Raw genomic sequence first — 22,433 nt, 5'->3', positions numbered from 1 at the left:
CGCCGACGCACCTGTTGTCGTTGAGGCTCCTGCCGAGGAAGTCATCGTCGTCGAAGAAATCGTCGTCGAGGCTCCTGCCGAGGAAGTCGTCGTCGTTGAGGCTCCCGTCGCTGACGCTCCTGCTGCAGAGGCCCCCGCGGCCAAGCCAGCCGCGAAGCCTGCAGCCAAGCCCGCCGCGAAGCCTGCGGCGAAGAAGACCACCAAGAAGACCGACGCCGCCGAGACGGCCGACGCTGACGCCGACAAGTAAGGGACGCACATGGCGAACTACACCGTTGCCGACATCCAGACGCTCCGTGAGCGCACTGGTGCTGGAATGCTCGACGTCAAGAAGGCCTTGGACGAGACGGATGGCGACCTGGACAAGGCCGTTGACGTGTTGCGCATCAAGGGCCTGAAGGGCGTCAGCAAGCGCGAGGGTCGTTCGGCTTCCGAAGGGCTCGTCATCACGCACATCGGAGCCGTCGGTGACGGCCAGGTGGGCACGCTCATCGAGCTCAACTCCGAGACCGACTTCGTCGCCAAGAACGACAAGTTCGTGGCGCTTGCGCAGTCCGTGCTCGGTGCGGTCGTAGCCGCTGACGCTGCCGACTTGGACGCGGCCCTCACGGCCCCGCTCGAAGGTAAGACCGTCAAGGAGGTCATCGACGAGAACGCTGGCGTGCTCGGCGAGAAGGTCATCCTTCGCCGCGTGGCTCGAGTTGCGGCACCCGTCGTGGTCGACTACCTCCACAAGACGAACAAGGATCTTCCCGCTCAGGTGGGCGTGTTGGTCGGCTCGGACGCGAAGGCTGCCGATGTGGCCAGGGATGTGGCAATGCATATCGCCGCGTACTCGCCGCTGTACCTCACGCGGGACGAGGTTCCCGCGGACGTGGTCGACAACGAGCGTCGTGTTGCCGAGGAGACCTCGCGTAACGAGGGAAAGCCGGAGGCCGCCCTTCCGAAGATCATTGAGGGTCGCATGAACGGCTTCTTCAAGGAGAACGTGCTCGTCGAGCAGGCGTTCGCCAAGGACCCCAAGACCACCGTTGGCAAGGTCGTTGAGGCTACGGGCGGCGCGGTGGTCGGCTTCGCCCGTTTCCGTGTGGGAGCCTAGGACCCAACACCCGTTTAGCTGCGCGCCGCGAGGAGATTCTTATGCCCGATGTCACCAATGAGTCGGGCGTAGTCCCTCCCGCGGCGCGCCGCGTTTTGCTCAAGTTGTCTGGAGAAATGTTCGGCGGCGGTGCCGTCGGTCTCGACCCCATCGTCGTGCGCAGGGTGGCAGACGAAATTGCCGATGCCGTGGGTCAAGGCGTGCAGGTCGCGATCGTCGTTGGCGGCGGCAACTTCTTCAGGGGAGCGGAACTCAGTGCCTCCGGGATGGAGCGCGCGCGTGCCGACTACATGGGCATGCTCGGCACGGTGATGAATGCGCTCGCGCTTCAGGACTTCCTCGAGCAGGCAGGGGTCGCGACGCGCGTGCAGACCGCGATCACGATGGGCCAGGTCGCGGAGCCCTACATTCCGTTGCGCGCCATCCGTCACATGGAAAAGGGCCGCGTGGTGATCTTTGCCGCGGGCGCAGGCATGCCCTACTTCTCGACCGATACGGTGGCGGTGCAGCGCGCCCTGGAGACCCTATGCACCGAGGTCATCATGGGTAAGAACGGCGTGGATGCGGTCTACACGGCAGACCCGCGCACCGACCCCACGGCGGTGCGTCTTGAGACGGTGACCTATCGCGAGGCGTTGCACAAGCGTTTGGCAGTGATGGACTCCATGGCGTTCTCGCTGGCAATGGACAACCGGGTGCCCATGGTGGTGTTCGGTCTCGATACGCACGGCAATGTGACGCGTGCCCTGCTAGGTGAGAGAATCGGGACGCGGGTCACCCCTTAGGTGACCGCACGAAGGGACAGACGTGATTGACGACATCCTCCTCGAGGCCGAGGACAACATGGACAAGGCCGTCGAGGTCGCCAAGGATAGCTTTGCCTCCATCAGGACGGGGCAGGCCTCGTCGGCGATGTTCGCGCACATCCTCGTTGATTACTATGGCGCGCCCACGCCACTGCAGCAGCTCGCGGCGATCGCTGTCCCCGAGCCGCGCACCGTCACCATCAGCCCCTACGACGCGAGCGCGAAGCGCAACATTGAGACGGCGCTGCGCAACTCGGATCTAGGCGTCAACCCGTCCGATGACGGCACGCTCATACGCGTGAACTTGCCAATCCTCACGGAGGAGCGGCGCAAGGACTACGTCAAGCTTGCCAAGTCGAAGGCCGAGGACGCCAAGATCACGCTCCGCAACATGCGACGCAAGGCCAAAGACGCGATCGATGCCGCCGTCAAGGACGGCGACGTCGGCGAAGACGACGGTTCGCGGGGTGAGAAGGAGCTCGATTCCCTCACCAAAAAGCACACTGACGTCATCGATGCGCTGCTCGCTCACAAGGAGAGCGAGTTGCTGACGGTCTGATGGCGGCCGACGACTCCGAGCGCTCGCGGTCGGCACCCGACGAGCAGCCTCGTGAGCAGACTCCGCCGCGCGGGAAGCGTCAGCGCGCGGCCGACCTGTTCTCCCCGCATCGGTACCGCGCCCTGCAGTTGAAGGCTTTTGAGCGCAGGGCAGGGCGCGCGACCGAGCCCGACGCAGACGTCCCAGACGACGACGACGTGATTGATCCCCCTTTGTATTCGGACATGCCCGCGGCGGAAGCAGCCCGCGCCAACTTCGAGGGCATAGAACGCCACGAACCATTTGACCTGTTGTCTCCCATCGACGCTCCGCAAGTCTTCGACTTCCCCTTTGATCCGAACGCGGGGGTTGACGACGGAGAGTTGGGCGACGACGACGAGGTCGAGCACCCCGAGTGGGAAGAGCCGGCGTCTGGCGAGTTCCAGACCGGTGAGCTTCCGGACGGCGAGGACGAATCCGGTGCGTTGGAGCCCGCGGAGCACGAATCCGGTGAGGTTGAGGGGGCCCAAGTCGAAACCGTTCAGCTACAGACCTATCGGCAGGCCGAGTTCGGTGGACCCGGGGATTCGCTTGAACCCGACGGCACCGAATCGTGGGAGGAACGGCCGGACGTGCCATCCGGCAAGGGCGGGCGTTTGGCAGGCAGGAACATGCCGGTCGCCACGGCTGTCGGGCTGGCCTTGCTCGCCGTCACCGTCGCTGCCTCGTACTACCACGAACTCGCCTTTGCCGCGGTTCTCTACACGTTCGCCGTCGGTGCCGTCATCGAGTGGAAGCGGGCGCTCGAAAGGCACGGTCGGAGAATTCCGGTAGTGCCGCTCGTCGCTGCCACCCTTGGCCTCGGAGTCGCGACCTATTACGGCAAGGCCGAGGGTCTCGTGGTGGCTTTGCTCGTCGGCTGCGCGGGAGTTGTTGCGTGGCGCATCGGCGATGAGCGTATCGAGAACACGCTGGCAGACTCGCTTGCCGGAATCCTCACGCTGCTGTGGATCCCTTTCCTCGCGTCGTTCCTCTTCCTGCTTGAACTCGCGGACAACGGTTGGGAGCGGGTGGTGATCGTCGTTCTCGCCGTGGTGGGCAATGACACGGGCGCCCTGATCGCGGGCTCGCTCCTCGGGCGACATAAACTCCTAGAGCGCGTGAGCCCAGCGAAGACCTGGGAGGGCGCGATCGGCGGCCTCCTGTTGGGCACCGCAGCGGCGTCCGTGGCTGCGTACTTCTTCTTTGACGGTAAGTGGTACATCGGCGCCGCGGTCGGTTTCGCGTCGGCCGTCGCGGCCGTGATCGGGGACCTCGCCGAGAGCGCACTCAAGAGGGACATCCAGGTCAAGGACATGTCCAGTGCGCTTCCCGGACACGGAGGCATCCTTGACAGGATCGACTCGCTCCTCTTCGCGGCGCCCGTCGGCTATGTCGTCTTTGCCATCTTCCTTGGCACCCTGGGCGGAGGAGGGCTCTGATGGAGGTTCGACCCATGCCGGCGATCCAGATGGCGGCTCCCAAGCGCGGAAAGCCGCCGCTTCATTTTGCCGACCTCGATACCGAGGGAAGGGCCGACGCCGTCGCGGGGCTCGGTCAGCAGAGTTTCCGCGCCAAGCAGCTCGCGACCCACTACTTCGAGCACCTCACGGTCGATCCCGACGACATGACGGACCTGCCGGCTGCGGCAAGGGTCGGACTCGCCGAGGCGCTCTTCCCGACGCTCATGACTCAGGTACGCACGCTCGAGGCGGACAAGGGCGCCACGGTGAAGACGCTTTGGTCCCTGCATGACGGGGTCAAGGTCGAGTCGGTGCTCATGAAGTATCCGGAGCGCGCGACGCTGTGCGTCACGAGCCAGGCCGGTTGCGGGATGGCATGCCCGTTCTGCGCAACGGGGCAGATGGGTCTCACGCGAAACCTCTCGGCCGCCGAAATCATCGAGCAGGTTCGCCTTGCGGCACGGGCGTCGCGTGACGGCGTCCTCGGGGGCGATCCCGTCCGGTTGTCGAACGTCGTCTTCATGGGTATGGGGGAGCCGCTCGCCAACTACAAGGCGGTCATGGTTGCCGTGCGCGCACTCGTCGCACCCGCTCCGCTCGGCTTCGGCCTATCGGCACGCCACGTGACGGTGTCGACCGTGGGGCTGGTACCGGCCATCGACAAGCTGGCTGGTGAGGGTATACCGGTGACGCTGGCCGTGTCACTGCATGCCCCCGATGATGAGTTGCGCAATGAACTGGTACCGATCAACAACCGCTTCAGCGTGGACGAGACCCTCGACGCCGCCAAGCGCTATTTCGACGTGACCGGCAGGCGAGTGTCGATCGAGTACGCGCTGATTCGCGATATCAACGATCATGCGTGGAGGGCCGATCTTTTGGGTCGCAAGCTCACTGGGCGTGGCACCGGTTGGGTGCACGTCAACCCCATTCCGCTCAACCCGACGCCGGGAAGCAAGTGGACAGCATCGGACCCGGCCGTGGAACAAGCATTTGTTGACACGCTCAGTGGTCACGGGATACCCGTCACTATCCGCGATACTCGTGGCAGTGACATTGACGGAGCGTGCGGACAGCTCGCCATCAAGGAGGACTCATGAATGACCTGTTCCCGAGTGCGGGCTTCATGCGAAGGGGATACCAGCGTGGGCAGGTTGAGGCGTTCTTCGCCGAGGCCAGGTCTGCGTATGAGCGGCCGATGCTCGACGACCAGGCGCTGTCGTCCCTCGACGTCAGGCGTGCGGCCTTCGACTTGAAACGCAGCGGCTACAAGTGCGGTGCGGTCGATGCGGCCCTCGACAGGCTTGAACTGGCGTTCTCTTCGAGGGCGCGCGACCAGTTCGTGCGCGCCTACGGCCAGGAGGCATGGATGACGCGCCTTGCCGAGGGAGCCCAGGCGCTCTATCCGCGGTTGCGCCGTCCTCGCGGAGATCGCTTCCGCGCTCCCGTCGGTTCGCGGCGCGGCTACGACGCCCGCGAGGTCGACATGTTGATTGAACGGCTCATCGCCTTCTTTGACAAGGGCGCGCCACTTGCCCCAGACGAGCTCCGGAGCGCGACGTTCCGCCGCAAGGGCAAGAGAGCCGCCTACGACGAGCGCACCGTGGATGCCTTCCTCGCGCGGGCCGTCGACATCCTGCTGGGAGCACAGTGATCTCTCGGTCGATCTCGCTATTGGGATCGACCGGCTCGATCGGCGTTCAGGCCCTGGACGTCATCTCGAGAAACCCCGCTCGCTTCGAAGTGGTCGCTCTGGCCGCGGGGGGAGCGGATCCTGTCGCACTTGCCGCGCAGGTCGCGGCCGTGCGTCCGCGGCTCGTGGCCGTGGCCAATGCGTCGGCCGTTCCAGCCGTCGTCGCCGCGTGTGAAGCGGCGGGACTGGGGCGAGTCAACGTGGTGGGCGGCTCTGCCGGCGTGATCGAGGCCGCCAGCATCGGCGCCGATGTGGTCTTGAACGGCATCACGGGCTCCGTGGGGCTTCGGCCCACACTCGCGGCGATCGCCGCGGGCTCAACCCTTGCGCTCGCAAACAAGGAATCCCTGGTCGCCGGGGGTGCGCTCGTGCGCGACGCGCTCCTCAGGCCCGATCAGATCGTTCCGGTCGATTCCGAGCACTCCGCCCTCGCCCAAGCGCTGCGCGGAGGTTCGGCGAACGAGGTCAAACGGCTCATCCTTACGGCCTCGGGCGGTGCTTTCCGCGGCTGGAGCAGGGAATCGCTCGAGACGGTGAGCCCCGAGCAGGCGCTCAAGCACCCCAACTGGGACATGGGACCCGTGGTCACGATCAATTCCGCGACCTTGGTCAACAAGGCCCTCGAGGTCATCGAGGCTCATTGGCTCTTCAACATGCCGTACGAGCGCATCGATGTGGTCGTCCACGCCCAGTCGATCGTGCACTCGATGGTGGAGTTCACGGACGGTTCGACCCTGGCTCAGGTATCGCCTCCCGATATGCGGCTCCCGATTGCCTTAGGGCTGTCGTGGCCCGATCGCGTGGCCGAGGCGATTCCCGCGCTCGACTGGACGCGCGCGTCGTCGTGGGACTTCGAGCCTCTCGACGAGGACGTGTTCCCCGCGATCGCCTTAGCGCGCGAGGCCGCAGCCGCATCTGACCTGCATCCGGCCGTGTTCAATGCCGCGAACGAGCAGTGCGTCGCCGCCTTCGTTGACGGCCGTTTGCCCTTCCTCGCGATCGTGGAGACGGTGCGCGAAGTGGTCGAGGCCTACGAGTGGCCGGGCGTCGTGTCGCTCGAGGCGGTCGAGGACGCGGAGCGTTGGGCGCGGGCTCACGCCGACGCGCTAGTCGCAGCCCGATAGCGACTGCAAATGACAAGAGCCAGATAGCGACCTCGCGCTGGCTTACAGTAGGTGCATGCTTAGCGCGCTTGGGATCGCCTTCCTCGTAGTCGGACTCGTGGTGTCGATCGCGCTCCACGAGGTCGGCCACATGGTTCCCGCCAAGCGCTTCGGAGTCAAAGTTAGCGAGTACTTCGTCGGATTCGGGCCGACGCTGTGGTCCCGCAAACGGGGCGAGACCGAGTACGGCATCAAGGCGTTTCCCCTGGGCGGCTATGTCCGGCTCGTGGGCATGGTTCCTCCCGGAAGCGCGGTCAAGCCGCTGCGGGTGCGCGGTTGGATGCGCGACCTGATCGAGGACGCGCGCTCGGCTTCGGAGGCCGAGATCGGCGAAGACGACGCCCGCGCCTTCTATCACCTTGCCTGGTGGCGCAAGGTCATCGTCATGGCGGGTGGCCCCGTCGTGAACCTCCTGATCGCCATCTTCCTTTTCACCGTGGTTCTCTCCGGGATGGGCGTACCGATGCAGACGCTCACCGTGAGCGACACCGTCCCGTGTGTGCCCGCAACCGCATCGTCGCAGTGCACCGCCGCCGACCCCGCTTCTCCCGCCTCGATTGCGGGGCTCCAGGCAGGCGACACCTTCGTGTCAATCGACGGTCAAGCGTTCACTAAGTGGTCGGATCTGACGGTGTATGTGGCCGCGCGACCCGGGGTGCCGCTCAACGTGGTCGTTGACCGGGCGGGAACCGATGTGACGCTGAAGCTCACTCCCGCCTCAATCCAACGAGCGGTCGCCGGTGATCCCAACGCCACCGAGACCGTGGGATTCATGGGCGTGTACTCCGCCCAGAAGCGTGAGCGCCTCCCGATCGGCTCGGGTGTGTCCCTGACAGGTCAGTACACGGTGCAGACCTTCGGCGTCGTCGCGCATTTGCCTCAACAGTTGTGGCACGTCGCGCGTGCTTCCGTGGGTCTCGAGCAACGGTCTAGCTCCTCCGTGATGGGCCTTGTCGGCATCGGCAGGGCCGCGGGTGATGTCGCATCGTCGAACGTCGCCGGGATCACCTGGGTCGACAAGCTCCAGGAGGAGCTGTTGCTGCTCGCGGGCCTTAACCTCGCGCTCTTTGTGTTCAATGCGCTGCCGCTGGTGCCGCTCGATGGCGGGCATATTGCGTCCGCGATCTGGCAGGCGATCAAGATTGGGTGGGCGCGATCACGGAACGCTCCGCGCCCCGCACCCGTTGATGTGGCACGGATGATGCCGGTGGCTTACGGCGTCTTCGGAATACTTATCCTCATGAGCCTTGTTCTTGTCTTCGCCGACATTGTGGCGCCCGTCCGCGTGGCGTGACAGGCACAAACCAAGGAGTGACTCACGTGACTGTTGGACTGGGAATGCCCGCCATGCCGGCCCCCACCCTCGCTGCAAGAAGGCCCACCAGGAAGATCAAGGTGGGCAGTGTCTACGTTGGGGGAGACGCACCCGTTTCGGTGCAATCCATGTGCACCACCAAGACAGAAGACATCAATTCGACTCTCCAGCAGATCGCGGAGCTCACCGCGGCCGGTTGCGACATCGTGCGTGTGGCCTGTCCTACGCAAGACGACGCCGACGCGCTGCCCGCGATCGCGAAGAAGTCGAACATCCCCGTGATCGCCGACATCCACTTCCAGCCGAAGTACGTATTCGCCGCGATCGAGGCGGGCTGCGCGGCGGTGCGCGTCAACCCAGGGAACATCAAGAGGTTTGACGACCAGATCAAGGAGATCGCCCAGGCCGCGAAGGACCACGGCACGTCGATCCGCATCGGCGTCAATGCGGGCTCCTTGGACCCTCGCCTGCTCGCGAAGTACGGCAAGGCGACGCCCGAGGCGCTCGTCGAGTCCGCGGTGTGGGAGGCGAGCCTCTTCGAAGAGCACGACTTCCACGACTTCAAGATCTCGGTCAAGCACAACGACCCCGTGGTGATGGTGCGCGCGTATGAGATGTTGAGCGAGCGCGGCGACTGGCCGCTGCACCTTGGTGTCACCGAGGCGGGCCCCGCGTTCCAAGGCACCATCAAGTCGGCGACCGCGTTCGGCGCGCTGCTCAGCCAGGGCATCGGCGACACGATTCGCGTGTCACTCTCGGCTCCTCCCGTTGAGGAGGTCAAGGTGGGCATTCAGATCCTGCAGGCACTGAACCTCCGCCCGCGCAAGTTGGAGATCGTGTCGTGCCCCTCATGTGGGCGTGCGCAGGTCGACGTGTACGAGTTGGCCGAGAAGGTCACGGCTGGGCTTGAGGGCATGGAGGTGCCACTGCGCGTCGCCGTCATGGGCTGCGTCGTGAACGGACCCGGCGAGGCGCGGGAGGCCGACCTCGGAGTCGCGTCCGGCAACGGCAAGGGCCAAATCTTTGTCGGGGGCGAGGTCATCAAGACCGTGCCCGAGAACATGATCGTCGAGACCCTCATCGAGGAGGCCTTGAAGCTGGCCGAGACGATGGAACCCGTCGAGGGGGCGACCCCGCAGGTGGTTACGGCGGGATGACCGACTCGCTGTTGCGGAGGGGCCAGTATTCGCTGGCTCCCGCGCAGCGACGCGATGTTGCGGAGGGGCTCGCCTTGTGCGCGCTCGACCCCGTCACCAATGTTGTTCCGGCAATGCACCTCGAGACCGCATCCCGGGCAGGGGTCATTCCTAGCGGGCTGTGGGTGGTGCGCAAGCGCGGCCGCGTGAGCAGGGACCTCGCGGGCGTGATCTGGTGCGGCGCCAACCTCACGGCTGTGCTTCCCGCTGGCGATGACGACGAGACGGACAATGCGAGAGCGGAAGTTTCGTCGGCCATCGTCTCCAGGCTGACCAGGCCCGCCGCATTGGTAGGCGAGGCGAATTTGACGCTCGACCTGTGGGGCAGGGTCGAGCGCTGGTGGGGGCCCGCGCGGCAACTGCGGCCGTCTCAGGTGTCCATGTCGATCGACGGAAACCCTCTTCCCGTTGCGGAGGCCTCTGTTGACGCCGAGCCGATGCGCAGGGCCACGATGGCCGACTACGACGCCTTGCTGCCGGCCGCGGTCCACATGTTTGTGGGAGAAGTGGGCTACGACCCGCTGACTTACGGCAGGGACGCGTACGAGGACAGGCTCACGCGACTCGTCCGGCAGGGCCGTAGCTATGTGCGTTATGGCGTGGTCGACGGAAAGCGGTCGGTGTTGTTCAAGGCCGAGGTGGGGGTGGTTGGCGGAGAGGTTGCCCAGATTCAAGGCGTGTGGGTCCATCCGGCGATGAGGCGTCGTGGGCTCGGGGCCGAGGGGATGGCAGACCTGGTGCGCCACGTGCGTGCCGATCATGCGCCCACCGTGGCGTTGTACGTCAACGACTTCAACGTCGCGGCGCTGCGCGCGTATGAGGCAGTTGGCTTCGCGCGCGTGGGGACCTTTGCGACCGTGATGTTCTAATGCGAGTTGCCCTTGGAGCGGGGGCGACCGCAGCGGTCATGATGCTTGCCGCGTGCGGCATTGACGCCCCGCGGCTGCCTTTCGAATCGACGCCCGAAGGTGTGCAGACTCAACCCACTGTCGTGGCCGACGCGGGAGCCTCGGCTCCGCTCGTGACGCCGGGGTTGACCATCGAGTACGACATCGACGACCCGTCGGCGATCACGGTGGTTGTCACCAAGACGCGGCCGCTGGACCCCATTGACTACGCCCCTGCCGACCTGGTGTCAGTGGTCGGAGTGCCTGGTCGTGGGAGTCAGAGCCTGCGAGCGGTCGCAGCGGAAGCGATGACGCGCATGTACGAGGCCGCCCTCGAGGCGGGGGCTCCGTTCAGTATCTTGAGCACGTACCGCCCGTATGGCGTGCAACGGTCGCTGTACTCGGGATACGTGTCAGCCTCCGGTCGTGCGGCCGCCGACAGGGTGTCGGCACGGCCGGGATTCTCGGAGCATCAAACGGGACTTGCCGCCGATGTCTTCGATGTCCAGGCGAACCAGCTCAAGGCTTCCTTCGGCACGTCCGCCGCGGGAGAGTGGCTTGCCGCCAACGCCTATCGCTACGGCTACATCGTGAGCTATCCGAACGGCAAGGAGGCCGTGACGGGCTACAAATGGGAACCCTGGCACCTTCGCTTCGTTGGCCTCGACGTCGCCGCCTCGATGCACGACCAAGGCGTGGTCACGCTGCAGGAGTTCATGGGCGTGGGCGCCTCGCCTTCCTACGAATGATGGGTTCGGGGTAGGGACGCGCGCTTCGACTCCTCGAGGGGACGGACGCGCGCGCCGCCCGACTACGCTTAGCCTCATGCTCCGCATGACGACTCTTTTTCTCCGCACGCTCCGTGAAGACCCCGCCGATGCCGAGGTTGCGTCGCATCGGCTCCTGATTCGCGCGGGGTATATCCGCCGCGCGGCTCCAGGCATCTACACGTGGCTCCCGCTGGGCCTCAAGGTGCTCGCCAAGGTCGAGCGCGTGGTCCGCGAAGAGATGGACGCCGCTGGTGGCCAAGAGGTGCACTTCCCTGCGCTGCTGCCGCGTGAACCCTACGAGGTGACCGGCCGCTGGACCGAGTACGGCCCCAATCTCTTCCGCCTCGCAGACCGCAAGGGCGGCGACTATCTCCTCGCGCCCACGCACGAGGAGATGTTCACGCTGCTGGTCAAGGACCTGTACTCGTCGTACAAGGACCTGCCGCTCACGATCTACCAAATCCAGACCAAGTATCGCGACGAGGCGCGCCCCCGTGCGGGCCTGCTGCGCGGCCGCGAGTTCATCATGAAGGACTCGTACAGCTTCGACATGGACGACGAGGGCCTCGAGCGCTCCTACGCGTTGCAGCGCGAGGCGTACGTCCGCATCTTTGACCGCCTCGGCATTCCGTTCGTGGTGGTGCAGGCGCAATCGGGCGCGATGGGCGGATCCAAGTCCGAGGAGTTCCTCGCTCCCACCGAGGTGGGGGAGGACACGTACGTGCGTTCGGCCGGCGGCTATGCGGCCAACGTCGAGGCAGTCACGACGCCGGTTCCTCCCGCTCTCGAACTCGCCGACGCTCCCGCGGCACACGTCGAGAACACCCCCGATACCCCGACCATCGCGTCGCTCGTCGCCGTGGCGAATTCCGCTCACCCCCGCCCCGATCGCGAGTGGGTGGCGGCGGACACCCTCAAAAACGTCGTGCTGGCGCTCACGTCCCCCGCGGGCGAGCGCTCGCTCCTGGTGGTCGGCATTCCCGGCAACCGCGAAGCCGACATGACGCGACTCGAGGCGGCCCTCTCGCCGGCGACGGTCGAGGCGGCCAACGAGGACGACTTCAAGAAGCACCCCGAGCTGATTAAGGGCTACATCGGCCCAGGCGCCCTCGGCCCGCAGGCTCGCGCGGCGGGTGTGGTGCGCGGCGCGGAGGACGACACCGCCATCCCGTACCTTGTGGACCCGCGGGTCGTCGTGGGCACGCGTTGGATCACCGGCGCCGACGCTCCAGGCCGCCACGTCTTCGACCTCACGATGGGTCGCGACTTTGTGGCAGATGGCACGATCGAGGCCGCCGAGGTGCGAGCTGGTGACGAGGCCCCCGACGGCTCGGGACCGCTCGAGCTCGCGCGTGGCGTCGAGATCGGCCACATCTTCCAGCTTGGACGCAAGTACGCGGCCGCGCTCGACCTCAAGGTGCTGGACGTCAACGGCAAGCAGGTGACCCCCACGATGGGCTCCTACGGCATCGGCGTGACCCGTGCGGTGGCGCTGCTGGCGGAGAACAACCACGACGAGCTCGGCCTCACGTGGCCCATCGGCGTGGCGCCGTATCACGTGCACGTCATGGCGACGGGCAAGGACGAAGCAGTGTTCGCGGTGGCGGATGAGCTTGCTACGGGACTCGAATCCGCGGGCATCGAGGTGCTGTACGACGACCGTCCGAAAGTCTCGCCAGGCGTGAAGTTCAAGGACTCCGAACTGCTGGGAGCGCCGTACATCCTGGTGGTGGGCCGCGGCCTCGAAAACGGGACCGTCGAGTTCAAGAACCGCGCGACGGGGGACTCGGTCGAGATCCCGGTGGGCGAGGTCGTGGCGGTTGTTGCCACTGCAGTGCGCGAGGCTCTTGCGGGGTAGGTAGCGCGCAGTGAGGGGGCAGCAGTGATCGTTGAACGAGGAGTCCTCGCGCGGTTGAATCATGGGCGCGCAGACGGTCTGAGGGTCAAGGGGTAGCGTCGGTCAGGTCAGCCCGCCGTCACCGCGCCGCAAGCCATGCGACACCGGCTCGGCCTAACCTCGTCTCATGACCGCCATCTGGGCCCACCGCGGCTCGCGCCTGCGCGCACCCGAGAACACGATGCCCGCCTTCGAACTCGCCGTAGCCGAGGGCGCCGATGGCATCGAGCTGGACGTGCACCTCACGGCCGACGGCCGCCTCGTGGTGTGCCACGACCCGACCGTCACGCTCCTCGACGGCTCCACCGCGCTCATTCGCGACCTCACGTTTGACGCGGTGCGGGGCGTCGACTTGGGGAACGAAACCTCAGGCGCCGTGGGCATCCCAGAGCTCCACGATGTCTTCGAGCTCCTTGCACCCACCAGCCTCGTGCTCAACATCGAGGTCAAGAACGGCCCCATTCTGTACGCAGGAATCGAGGAAGCGGTCATCGCCGCCCACCGCGCCTCGGGCATGGCGGAGCGCATCGTGTACTCGTCCTTCAATCACCTCACGCTCGTTGCCTTGCGCGAGCGTGAGCCGTCAGCCGCGATCGCGCCGCTCTACGAGGAGGCGCTCGTCGACCCGTGGGCCTACGTGCTCCACATGGGCGCCAACGCAGCGCATCCGTATTATCCGACGCTCGGTCTACCAGGGATGATCGAGGGATTTGCCGCCGCAGGAGTTGCGGTGCGGGCGTGGACGGTGAACGACGAAGCAGACATGCGCGCGCTCATCGGAGCAGGCATCGACGCCATCGTCACCGATGACCCGACAGCCGCACTTAAGGTCCGCGCCGAATTCGACTAGCCCGGACACAAACGGCGCGATGGCTGCTAGGACGATGACGCGGGAGTGGGCACAGACGATGACGAGGGGGACGACGCCGAAGGCGCCGCGGATGGTGTCGCGGATGCCGATGACGTAGCGGCGCCCACGCGGAGCCCTGGCAGCGTCGGCAGGTCGGCCGTCGTGAAGCCGGGCGTGGCCATCGCCCTCGCGTAGGAGTCGAACGCGGCGTTGAGGAGCCACGCGGCATCGGCCGTGGACGCGCCATCAAGCAAGGCGGCGTAGTGATCGCCGAGGTCGATCTCGATCGAGCGTTCGAGGGCATCGCGCGAGTCGGGGTCCGGCAGGTTCGCGTCCCGCAGTTGGTACAGCGGTGTGCGCGGGTCGGCGGCGTCGGATTTCGACGCCAGCACAGTGGCCAGGGAATCCGAGCGCTCGCCGTGGAGGCGCATCCTGGCGAGGATGCTTTCTCTGAGCGAACCGAACTCCAGGGCGGCGATCGTCTCATACGCAAAGCGCGCTTCGTCCTCGGCAAGGGCGAGAGTGCTCAACTGCTCGTCGCTCAGACCCGACGTGGCGGCGCTAGGCGCGAAGCCCGCCGAGCCCGACGCCGATCTGCTGGCAAGAGGGAAAGGCGCGTCGCCGGAGTCGCCGGGCAGGGGCGTCGGCTTGGTCGCATTGGGCGAGGTGACCGACTCCTCGGGTGTGGGTGACGCCGACGCCTGCGCCGATGCTTGGGCTGCGGCGTCATCGGCAGCCAAGGTGGCTGCGGCGCGTGCCGCCGACAGTTCGCGCAGCGCCCAGTCGAGATCGATCGAGCGGGCCAAGAAGGCCAGGTCCGCGTCGTCCGTCGTGGCCGCGACCTCCTCGGCCTTGGTTCGCACCGCGTCGATCGCGTCGGCCAGCGTGGCAGCCGGAGCGGGAGTGACGCTGGGGCTGGGGGCGGGCGTCGTGCCAGGGTGCGCTACATACACGCCGCCCAAGACGTCGAGGTGCGTCTGAGCCGTTGCTGCCGCACCGGGGGCGGCCCCGTCCGCCGAGGCGCCCGCGTCCGTGGCCGCGGCGAGCACGGCGGCCTCGGCATCGGCGAGGGAATTTCGCGCGACGGCGGTCGCGTCGGGGGAGGGGAAGGTGACGGGATCCGTCTCGAGGCGAATGTCGCAAGCCGAGAGCACCAGCGCCGACGCGCACACAAGCGCGGCGACTGCAGTACGCAGCGACCCCGCACGCAACGACCCCACACGCAGCCACCCCGAGCGTCCGCCCAACCCCACATCTGCCATGCGCGTCAGTCTCCCACGCCTCCGCCGCAGGCCGTAGAATCATGGCCAACGACAAATGAAGCAACGGGAGGCAGCGAATGAAACTCGACGAACGCATCGCCGACCTAGCGCGACCTGCTGCAGAGGCCGCTGGCCTCATTGTGGACTCGGTGACGGTGTCCGCCGCCGGCAAGAACACCAAGGTGCTCGTGACCGTTGACCTTCCCGAGGACGCCGTCGGTTCGGTCGACCTCGACACCGTTGCGACGGCCTCGCGCGCGATCGGCGACGCGCTTGACGCGGCCAACGTTCCCGCGGGCGCGTATCTCCTCGAGGTGTCGACTCCTGGCACCGACCGTCCGTTGACGCTGCGAAGGCACTTCATGCGCGCACGGACGCGCCTGGTAGACCTAGAAATGGTCGAGGGAAGCGCGCAGACTGGACGAATCGTTGACGTGACGGGTGACGCGTTGGTGCTCGACATCGACGGCGAGACAAAGACTGTGGCACTGGACGACGTGAAGCTCGGACGCGTCCAGGTCGAAATGAAACGACTCGACTGACGCCGTTTGGCCCAGTCGACAGAACGGACGGAAGACACAAGTGGACATCGACATGATGACCCTCAGGGGGCTCGAAAAGGAGCGCGATCTCAAACTCGACGTGCTGATCGACGCCATCGAGCAAGCGCTCCTGAGCGCTTATCACAAGACTCCCGACGCTCACGATCACGCTCGTGCACTCGTGGATCGCAACTCGGGCAAGGTGAGTATCCAGGCCCGCGAGGAGCTTGAGGACGGAGAGCTCGGCCCCGAGTTCGATCACACCCCCGCCGACTTCGGGCGCATCGCCACGTCGACGGCGCGTCAGGTCATCGTGCAGCGACTGCGCCAGGCGGGTGACGACGCGGTACTGGGCCAATACGTGGACAAGGAAGGCCATCTGGTCTCGGGAGTCATCCAACAGAGCGCCGATCCCCGCAACGTCCATGTGGACATCGGCGACGTCGAGGCCCTCCTTCCCGGCCACGAACAGGTGCCCACCGAGGTGTATGGCCATGGCGAGCGCATCCGCGCGTACGTGGTGAGCGTTGGCCGCGGCCAAAAGGGTCCAGCTATCACGCTTTCGCGTACCCACCCGGCGCTCGTGCGCAAGCTGTTCGAACTCGAAGTGCCGGAGATCGCCGATGGCACCGTCGAGATCATGAGCCTCGCTCGTGAGGCCGGTCACCGCTCCAAGATGGCCGTCAGGGCCACGGTTCCGGGCGTCAATGCGAAGGGCGCCTGCATCGGCCCAATGGGGGCGCGCGTGCGCGCCGTCATGAGCGAGTTGCGCGGCGAAAAGATCGACATTGTCGACTGGGCCGAAGACCCCGCCACGTTCGTCGGCAACGCACTGTCTCCATCGCGCGTCGTCTCCGTGACGGTCGTCGACGAGGAGGCAAGGGCCGCCCGTGTCATCGTTCCCGACTTCCATTTGTCGCTCGCCATCGGTAAGGAGGGCCAAAACGCCCGCCTCGCCGCCAGGCTGACCGGCTGGCGCATCGACATCCGGTCCGACGAGGCCGTCGACGAGCCGGGTGCCTCAAACTGACGGGGAGCGGTAGACTAGTGAAGCCGGACCGCTCTTCTGAGTCTTCTGCGCGCCCCCATGGCTCACTGCCGATGCGGACGTGCGTCGGATGCAGGCAGAGAGAGGTCCGGTCGGTTCTCGTGCGAGTGGTGTGGATGGTTGATCGCGTAGCGGTCGACGAATCCGCATCGGCGCCCGGAAGGGGAGCATGGCTCCATCCCAACGGGACGTGCCTTGCTCACGCGGCGAAGCGGAAAGCAATCAGTCGCGCATTGCGCGTGGCCGATGCCGGTGTGGAGGCCTTGGCCGAGCACCAAGCCTTTCGTGAGAACCGAGAATTGTTGCCCACCATCGACCGACGGGATGAAAGCCCATGGCCACCTAATGAGTACCCAGCAATGAGTGCCCCGCAGTAACGATGGTTCGACCCTGTCTTGGTCGGACCGAGACAGGAGAATTGTGGCAAAGCCCCGCGTTCATGAGATCGCGAAGGAAATCGGAGTATCGAGCAAGGACTTGATGGCCAAGCTTTCTGAACTTGGTGAATACGTCAAGGGACCGTCCTCGACACTGGAAGCACCCGTCGTTCGCAAGGCCAAAGAGGCCTTCCCGAACGCGACGGGTCCCGCTCCGGAACCCTCGACCCCCAAGGTGGCGAGCGCACCCAAGCCGGGCGCACCTCGTCCCCCAGCGCCCAAGCCGGCCGTTGCACCCGAAGAAGCGGCACCCGCACCCGCGGCATCCGCACCCGCGGCACCTGCTGGTTCGTCAGCGGGCGCACCCGCGACGACCGCCGACGCCGCGAGCCCGTCCAACAAGTCGGCCGCAGCGTCCGCACCTCAGGCGGCCCCGGCGTCTGCCGATGCTGCCACCGCAAGCACCGACGCGAGTGGCACTCCCGCCGCGACGCCCTCCGACATGCCCCGGCCGCGCCCCCGTCCGGGCGGCAATAACCCGTTCCAGCCTCGCGAGGGCGCCCCGCGTCCGCGTCCGGGCGGCAACAATCCCTTCCAGGCGCCACGTCCAGGTGCGCCCCGTGGACCACGTCCGGGCGCTCCCGCAGCGGGGTCCCCAGGCGCCCGTCCGGGCGCTCCGGGCGCACGTCCCAGCGGTCCGGGTGGCGCAGGCCGTCCCGCTCCGGGTGGCGCTCGTCCTGGCGGCTTTGTTCCGCGCACAGGTGCCGCAGGCGGAGCTCCAGGCAGCCGTCCAGGCTTTGGCGGAGGTCCGGGTGCAGCCGCACCAGGCAGCCGTCCAGCCGCAGGTAGCCGTGGTCGCGGTGGAGGCACCGCTGGTGCCTTCGGCCGTCAGGGTGGCAGGCCGACGCGTGGACGGAAGTCCAAGCGGGCCAAGCGGGCCGAGTACGAGCAGCAGCAGGCGCCATCCATTGGTGGCGTGCAGATCCCTCGCGGCGACGGAAACACGCCGTTGCGCCTTCGTCGCGGTGCGACGCTGAGCGACTTCGCCGACAAGATCGATGTCAATCCAGCTTCGCTCGTGACCGTGCTGTTCCACCTCGGTGAGATGGCCACTGCCACGCAGTCACTCGATGAGGACACCTTCGCGGCGCTGGGCGCCGAGCTTGGCTACCGCATCGAGATCGTGTCGCCCGAGGACGAGGACAAGGAACTGCTCGAGGACTTCGGGCTTGACCTTGAGGCCGAACTCGCAGCAGAGACCGACGATGATCTCGAGGCGCGTCCCCCCGTCGTCACCGTCATGGGTCACGTTGACCACGGTAAGACCAGGCTTCTTGACGCCATCCGCAAGGCCGACGTGGTGTCGGGCGAGGCCGGAGGTATCACCCAGCACATCGGTGCCTACCAGGTGCGTCGCGAGCACGAGGGCACCACGCGTGCCATCACGTTCATCGACACCCCGGGTCACGAGGCCTTCACAGCCATGCGTGCCCGTGGTGCGAGAGTCACCGACGTCGCGATCCTTGTGGTCGCGGCCGACGATGGTGTCATGCCCCAGACGATTGAGGCCCTGAACCACGCTCAAGCGGCGAACGTGCCGATCGTGGTGGCGGTCAACAAGATCGACAAGGAAGGCGCCAACCCTGGCAAGATCCGCCAGCAGCTCACCGAGTACAACTTGGTGGCAGAGGAGTACGGAGGCGAGACGATCTTCGTTGACGTGTCCGCTACTAAGGGCCTGAACATCCAGGAGCTGCTCGACGCGGTGTTGTTGACGGCTGACGCAGGTCTCGACTTGCGTGCTAACCCGAACAAGGACGCTCGTGGCGTTGCGGTCGAGGCTCACCTCGACAGGGGCCGTGGGCCTGTGGCAACCGTGCTTGTCCAGTCCGGAACGCTGCGTGTTGGCGATGCGATCGTGGCGGGTACCGCCTACGGCCGCGTGCGTGCCATGTTCAACGAGTACGACGAGCTTGTCGAGGAGGCACTACCCGCGCGTCCCGTCATGGTCATCGGCCTCACGTCGGTGCCCCGCGCTGGCGACAGCTTCCTGGTGGCGGACGATGACCGTACGGCCCGTCAGATTGCCGAGAAGCGCGAGGCGGCCGACCGTGCCGCATCTCTCGCGAAGCGTCGCAAGCGCATCAGCCTCGAGGACCTCACCAAGGCCATCGAGGAAGGCAAGGTCGACACGCTCAACCTCATCATCAAGGGCGATGTGTCCGGTGCCGTCGAGGCGCTCGAGGACGCACTGCTCGCGATCGACGTGGGCGACAGCGTCGACCTGCGCGTCATCCACCGTGGTGTGGGTGCCGTCACGCAGAACGACGTCAACCTGGCCACCGTCGACAACGCCATCATCATCGGCTTCAACGTGCGTCCCGCCGAGCGCGTTCAGGAGCTCGCTGACCGCGAGGGCGTAGACATGCGCTTCTACTCGGTCATCTACCGAGCACTCGAGGACGTCGAGGCTGCGCTCAAGGGCATGCTCAAGCCCGAGTACGAGGAGAGGCAGACCGGCGCCGCCGAGATCATGGAGATCTTCCGCAGTTCCAAGTTCGGCAATATCGCCGGTTGCTTGGTCCGCGAGGGCACCATGAAGCGCAATGCCAGGGTCCGCATCACTCGGGGCGGCAACGTCATCGGCGAGGCATCGCTCGACACGCTGCGCCGCTTCAAGGACGACGCCACCGAGGTTCGCGAAGGGTTCGAGTGCGGTATTGGGCTCGGCAAGTTCAACGACATTCAGGTGGGCGACCGCATCGAGAGCTTCGAGATGGTCGAGATCCCGAGGTCCTAATGGCTGACTCACCCAGAGCACTCCGGATCGCGGGCACGATCAAGAAGATCGTCGCCCGCGCTCTGGAGAGCGAAATCAAGGACCCTCGCCTGGGGTTCGTCACGGTGACCGACGTACGCGTCACCGGAGACCTGCAACAGGCGTCAGTGTTCTATACGGTCTACGGCTCCGAGGAGGATCGCGCCAACACGGCCGCGGCCCTCAACTCGGCCAAGGGCCGCATACGTTCGATGGTGGGTGGTGAGCTGGGTATCCGGCTCACCCCCTCGATCGAGTTCCACTTGGATGCGGTGCCCGAGACCGCGGCATCTCTCGAGAAGTCGCTTCACGAGGCGGCCATTCGCGACGCCGAGCTCGCCAAGATGCGAGAGGGCGCCCAGTTCGCTGGGGAGGCCGATCCTTACCGGCGTCCCGCCGATGAGGACGACGCGGACGACGCCAACGAGGACGACGCCGAGGACGAGGACTGATCGGGTGGCTCGCGCCGCCGATGACCCCACGCCTGGTCTGTTGCTCGTCGACAAGCCTCAAGGCCTGACGTCTCATGACGTTGTTGCACGCGCGCGCCGACTGTTGGGCACGCGCAAGGTAGGTCACGCGGGCACTCTGGACCCGATGGCCACCGGCCTGTTGATCCTTGGAGTCGGCAAGGCCACGCGCCTCCTCACCTACGTCACTGGGCACGACAAGTCCTACGACGCGACCATTCGCCTCGGTCAGTCCACGGTGACCGACGATGCCGAGGGTGAGGTCACGACCACGGCCGACGCGTCTGGCGTCACGGATGAGGCCCTCGCGGCGGCGATTGCGTCGCTCACCGGCGACATCATGCAGGTGCCGAGCGCGGTGAGCGCGATCAAGGTCAACGGCGAGCGCGCCTATGCGCGCGTGCGTGCGGGGGAGGATGTCACTCTGGCCGCAAGGCCAGCGACCGTCTCTCGGTTCGAGGTGCACGAGTTGCGCCGCACGGGCGCGGTGGTCGACATCGACGCGACCATCGACGTGTCGTCGGGAACGTACATCCGCGCCTTGGCTCGCGATCTTGGAGCCGCGCTCGGCGTCGGGGGACACCTGACCGCCTTGCGCCGCACCCGCATCGGCGCAGTGAGCGTTGCGGAGGCCCACACGCTCGACGAACTTGGTGCGATGGTCGATGCGGGTACCCCCATTGCCCTCGCGTCTCTTGCCGACGCCTCTCGCGCGCTCCTACCAACCTTGGCCGTGACCGATGCCGAGGTCGCGTCCCTCTCCTATGGGCAGGCGCTGCGTGAACGCGGCGCCGAGTTGGGGGAGCCCTCCGATCCGGACGACTTCACTCACGATGCCGTGGCCGTGAGTCCCGAGGGCGTCGCCGTGGCGATCCTGCGCCGCGTCAAGGGCGCGGCCAAGCCCGTGATCGTGTTCGAGCCTGCGGGGCAGGCGTCGTAACCAAGGCCGCCCAGGTGGTTCCGGCCCGGTGGTTTCGGCCTGGGTCAGCCGGGACCGAGTGCCACCCTCGCGGCCAAGATGGCGAGCATTGCGACGCTGGCCGCAGTCCCACTCCATACGTGCCTCATCATCTTGGGATGCACGAGGTCCGCCGGAACGTCACGGCGCGGCGAGAAGCGGCGGCGTCGGTCAGCAGTGATGGCGCGCAGCAGGAAGTCGGCCATGTCCGCGTGTGCCGTGACCGTGAGCGTCCCGTGGCGTCGCGTGGAAACGGACAGCCTCGAGCTGGTGCCGTTCCTGTGGGTTTCGACGACGGTGACGGGTGTGGTCATCACGGGGCGGCTGAACATAAAAAAAACTCCCGCGCACATCACGAGCAGCAAGGCAATGGCGATGAAGATGGGCCACCAAGCCTCGGTGAAGGGGAGCAGCAGAGCGAAGGTCAGCGCGCCAACCCACAGCAAGGACGAGTAGAACCACAAGAGTTTGACCTCAGCCATCTTGATGCGGCCGAGGAACTCGTCGTAGAGCATGTACTCGCGACCGTTGACCAGGATGACGCTCGGCGGACGTGTCGCAGCATCGTCGATCATGTCCATGGGGAGATTAACGGCTGACGAGGAGGACGACCACAAAGACCGCCAGAGCGAGATTCGAGACCCAGTGTGAGTAGGAGCCCCACGCGAAGCGCCGTGCCTTCGGGTTCCTGAGTTCCGTCGGGATGCGCGGTAGCGAGCGTCGTCCGTGGGCTCGGTCGGGACCGATGGCGCCTAGCAGGAAGTCCGCCATGTCGGTGTGCACCGTAGCGGTGTATCTGCCGTCGCGGCGCGTCGTAAAGCCGCGCACCGAACGCAGGAAAATGTACAGCGTCGCGGAGGGTCCCTGCCTGTCCTTTTCGACGACGGAGACGGGAATAACCGCGACCGAGTGGCTGTCGATGTAGTGCCCTACCACCACGGCAGCGAGGATGAGCATGACCAACCCGAAGACGGACCACAACAGGTCGTGAAAGAGCACCTCACTCATCATCAGCGCGACCCACACAGGTAACAGGAGGTTCTTGGCCCCGTCGAGCCATAGCAGCTTCACATCCATGAGCTTGGTGCGCTCGCGGAACCCTTGATAGAGCGCGTACTCGCGGCCCTCGATCATCAAGATGCTCGGCGAACGTGTCACCGTCTCGTCGGTGGTGTGCATGTGCGCCCCCGCAATCTCCCGCGCCTTCGCGCCGTCCTCGTCACACTACAGGGGCGTCGGCCA

Annotated in this window: 22 protein-coding genes; 19 read left to right on the top strand and 3 right to left on the bottom strand. The window is 66.2% G+C overall.

Translation table 11 applies throughout. From position 1 onward, the window contains the following. Positions 1 to 259: 259 nt before the first annotated feature. The 13 genes from tsf (at position 260) to BKA03_RS09680 (ending at position 13,716) form a co-directional block, all read left to right on the top strand. Complete coding sequence (gene tsf / locus BKA03_RS09740; RefSeq protein WP_062075771.1) at positions 260 to 1,099, top strand: translation elongation factor Ts; 840 nt, start codon at positions 260 to 262, stop codon at positions 1,097 to 1,099. Positions 1,100 to 1,140: 41 nt separating this feature from the next. After that, positions 1,141 to 1,884, top strand: coding sequence for a UMP kinase (pyrH, locus tag BKA03_RS09735; protein ID WP_062075772.1), 744 nt, complete (start codon positions 1,141 to 1,143; stop codon positions 1,882 to 1,884). Between the two features lie 22 nt (positions 1,885 to 1,906). Beyond that, positions 1,907 to 2,464 (top strand): ribosome recycling factor, encoded by a 558-nt coding sequence (frr, locus tag BKA03_RS09730; RefSeq protein ID WP_062075773.1) that lies wholly within the window; start codon positions 1,907 to 1,909, stop codon positions 2,462 to 2,464. After that, on the top strand, positions 2,464 to 3,924 hold the full coding sequence (locus BKA03_RS09725; RefSeq protein ID WP_062075774.1) for a phosphatidate cytidylyltransferase: 1,461 nt from the start codon (positions 2,464 to 2,466) through the stop codon (positions 3,922 to 3,924). The genes frr and BKA03_RS09725 overlap by 1 nt, the downstream gene beginning before the upstream one ends. Next, a complete protein-coding gene (gene rlmN, locus BKA03_RS09720; protein ID WP_062075775.1) occupies positions 3,924 to 5,045 on the top strand; it encodes a dual-specificity RNA methyltransferase RlmN in 1,122 nt (373 codons plus the stop codon). Before BKA03_RS09725 ends, rlmN begins: the two co-directional genes overlap by 1 nt. Further along, on the top strand, positions 5,042 to 5,599 hold the full coding sequence (locus tag BKA03_RS09715) for a DivIVA domain-containing protein (RefSeq protein WP_062075776.1): 558 nt from the start codon (positions 5,042 to 5,044) through the stop codon (positions 5,597 to 5,599). Before rlmN ends, BKA03_RS09715 begins: the two co-directional genes overlap by 4 nt. Further along, positions 5,596 to 6,762, top strand: coding sequence for a 1-deoxy-D-xylulose-5-phosphate reductoisomerase (dxr, locus tag BKA03_RS09710; protein WP_062075777.1), 1,167 nt, complete (start codon positions 5,596 to 5,598; stop codon positions 6,760 to 6,762). The genes BKA03_RS09715 and dxr overlap by 4 nt, the downstream gene beginning before the upstream one ends. 55 nt (positions 6,763 to 6,817) lie before the next feature. Beyond that, positions 6,818 to 8,095: a M50 family metallopeptidase gene (locus tag BKA03_RS09705; RefSeq protein WP_062075778.1), complete on the top strand. Its 1,278-nt coding sequence runs from the start codon at positions 6,818 to 6,820 to the stop codon at positions 8,093 to 8,095. A gap of 44 nt (positions 8,096 to 8,139) precedes the next feature. Then, the gene (gene ispG / locus BKA03_RS09700; RefSeq protein WP_062075779.1) at positions 8,140 to 9,273 is read left to right on the top strand and encodes a flavodoxin-dependent (E)-4-hydroxy-3-methylbut-2-enyl-diphosphate synthase; all 1,134 of its coding nucleotides are present in this window, start codon (positions 8,140 to 8,142) and stop codon (positions 9,271 to 9,273) included. Beyond that, the gene (locus BKA03_RS09695; RefSeq protein ID WP_062075780.1) at positions 9,270 to 10,181 is read left to right on the top strand and encodes a GNAT family N-acetyltransferase; all 912 of its coding nucleotides are present in this window, start codon (positions 9,270 to 9,272) and stop codon (positions 10,179 to 10,181) included. The genes ispG and BKA03_RS09695 overlap by 4 nt, the downstream gene beginning before the upstream one ends. Then, complete coding sequence (locus tag BKA03_RS09690; protein ID WP_062075781.1) at positions 10,181 to 10,948, top strand: M15 family metallopeptidase; 768 nt, start codon at positions 10,181 to 10,183, stop codon at positions 10,946 to 10,948. The genes BKA03_RS09695 and BKA03_RS09690 overlap by 1 nt, the downstream gene beginning before the upstream one ends. Positions 10,949 to 11,033: 85 nt before the next feature. Further along, positions 11,034 to 12,827, top strand: a complete 1,794-nt coding sequence (locus tag BKA03_RS09685) for a proline--tRNA ligase (protein WP_062075833.1) — start codon at positions 11,034 to 11,036, stop codon at positions 12,825 to 12,827. A 166-nt stretch (positions 12,828 to 12,993) separates the two neighbouring features. Continuing rightward, complete coding sequence (locus tag BKA03_RS09680) at positions 12,994 to 13,716, top strand: glycerophosphodiester phosphodiesterase family protein (RefSeq protein WP_062075782.1); 723 nt, start codon at positions 12,994 to 12,996, stop codon at positions 13,714 to 13,716. 26 nt (positions 13,717 to 13,742) lie between these two features. Here the strand turns inward: BKA03_RS09680 and BKA03_RS09675 are convergent, their stop codons facing one another. Beyond that, on the bottom strand, positions 13,743 to 14,978 hold the full coding sequence (locus tag BKA03_RS09675) for a DUF4439 domain-containing protein (protein ID WP_062075783.1): 1,236 nt from the start codon (positions 14,976 to 14,978) through the stop codon (positions 13,743 to 13,745). Between the two features lie 77 nt (positions 14,979 to 15,055). On the opposite strand from BKA03_RS09675, the gene rimP reads away from it, so the two are divergent. From rimP to truB, 6 genes are all read left to right on the top strand, one after another. Beyond that, positions 15,056 to 15,520, top strand: coding sequence for a ribosome maturation factor RimP (rimP, locus tag BKA03_RS09670; RefSeq protein WP_062075784.1), 465 nt, complete (start codon positions 15,056 to 15,058; stop codon positions 15,518 to 15,520). A 40-nt stretch (positions 15,521 to 15,560) separates the two neighbouring features. Then, positions 15,561 to 16,550 (top strand): transcription termination factor NusA, encoded by a 990-nt coding sequence (gene nusA / locus BKA03_RS09665; RefSeq protein WP_062075785.1) that lies wholly within the window; start codon positions 15,561 to 15,563, stop codon positions 16,548 to 16,550. Between the two features lie 71 nt (positions 16,551 to 16,621). After that, complete coding sequence (locus BKA03_RS09660; protein ID WP_083971899.1) at positions 16,622 to 16,945, top strand: YlxR family protein; 324 nt, start codon at positions 16,622 to 16,624, stop codon at positions 16,943 to 16,945. Positions 16,946 to 16,988: 43 nt separating this feature from the next. Then, complete coding sequence (gene infB, locus BKA03_RS09655; protein ID WP_062075786.1) at positions 16,989 to 19,745, top strand: translation initiation factor IF-2; 2,757 nt, start codon at positions 16,989 to 16,991, stop codon at positions 19,743 to 19,745. Further along, a complete protein-coding gene (gene rbfA, locus BKA03_RS09650; RefSeq protein ID WP_062075787.1) occupies positions 19,745 to 20,215 on the top strand; it encodes a 30S ribosome-binding factor RbfA in 471 nt (156 codons plus the stop codon). The genes infB and rbfA overlap by 1 nt, the downstream gene beginning before the upstream one ends. After that, positions 20,163 to 21,173, top strand: a complete 1,011-nt coding sequence (gene truB, locus BKA03_RS09645) for a tRNA pseudouridine(55) synthase TruB (RefSeq protein ID WP_083971901.1) — start codon at positions 20,163 to 20,165, stop codon at positions 21,171 to 21,173. Before rbfA ends, truB begins: the two co-directional genes overlap by 53 nt. Positions 21,174 to 21,217: 44 nt before the next feature. Here the strand turns inward: truB and BKA03_RS09640 are convergent, their stop codons facing one another. Together BKA03_RS09640 and BKA03_RS09635 are read right to left on the bottom strand one after the other, a co-directional pair. Further along, positions 21,218 to 21,772: a hypothetical protein gene (locus BKA03_RS09640; protein ID WP_062075788.1), complete on the bottom strand. Its 555-nt coding sequence runs from the start codon at positions 21,770 to 21,772 to the stop codon at positions 21,218 to 21,220. 7 nt (positions 21,773 to 21,779) lie between these two features. Further along, positions 21,780 to 22,370, bottom strand: a complete 591-nt coding sequence (locus tag BKA03_RS09635; RefSeq protein WP_062075789.1) for a hypothetical protein — start codon at positions 22,368 to 22,370, stop codon at positions 21,780 to 21,782. Positions 22,371 to 22,433 lie beyond the last annotated feature (63 nt).

This window comes from Demequina lutea, assembly GCF_013409005.1.
Classification (GTDB): Bacteria; Actinomycetota; Actinomycetes; order Actinomycetales; family Demequinaceae; genus Demequina; species Demequina lutea.
The sequence above is the reverse complement of the archived record's forward strand: the minus strand, read 5'-3'. Positions and strand labels throughout refer to the sequence as shown.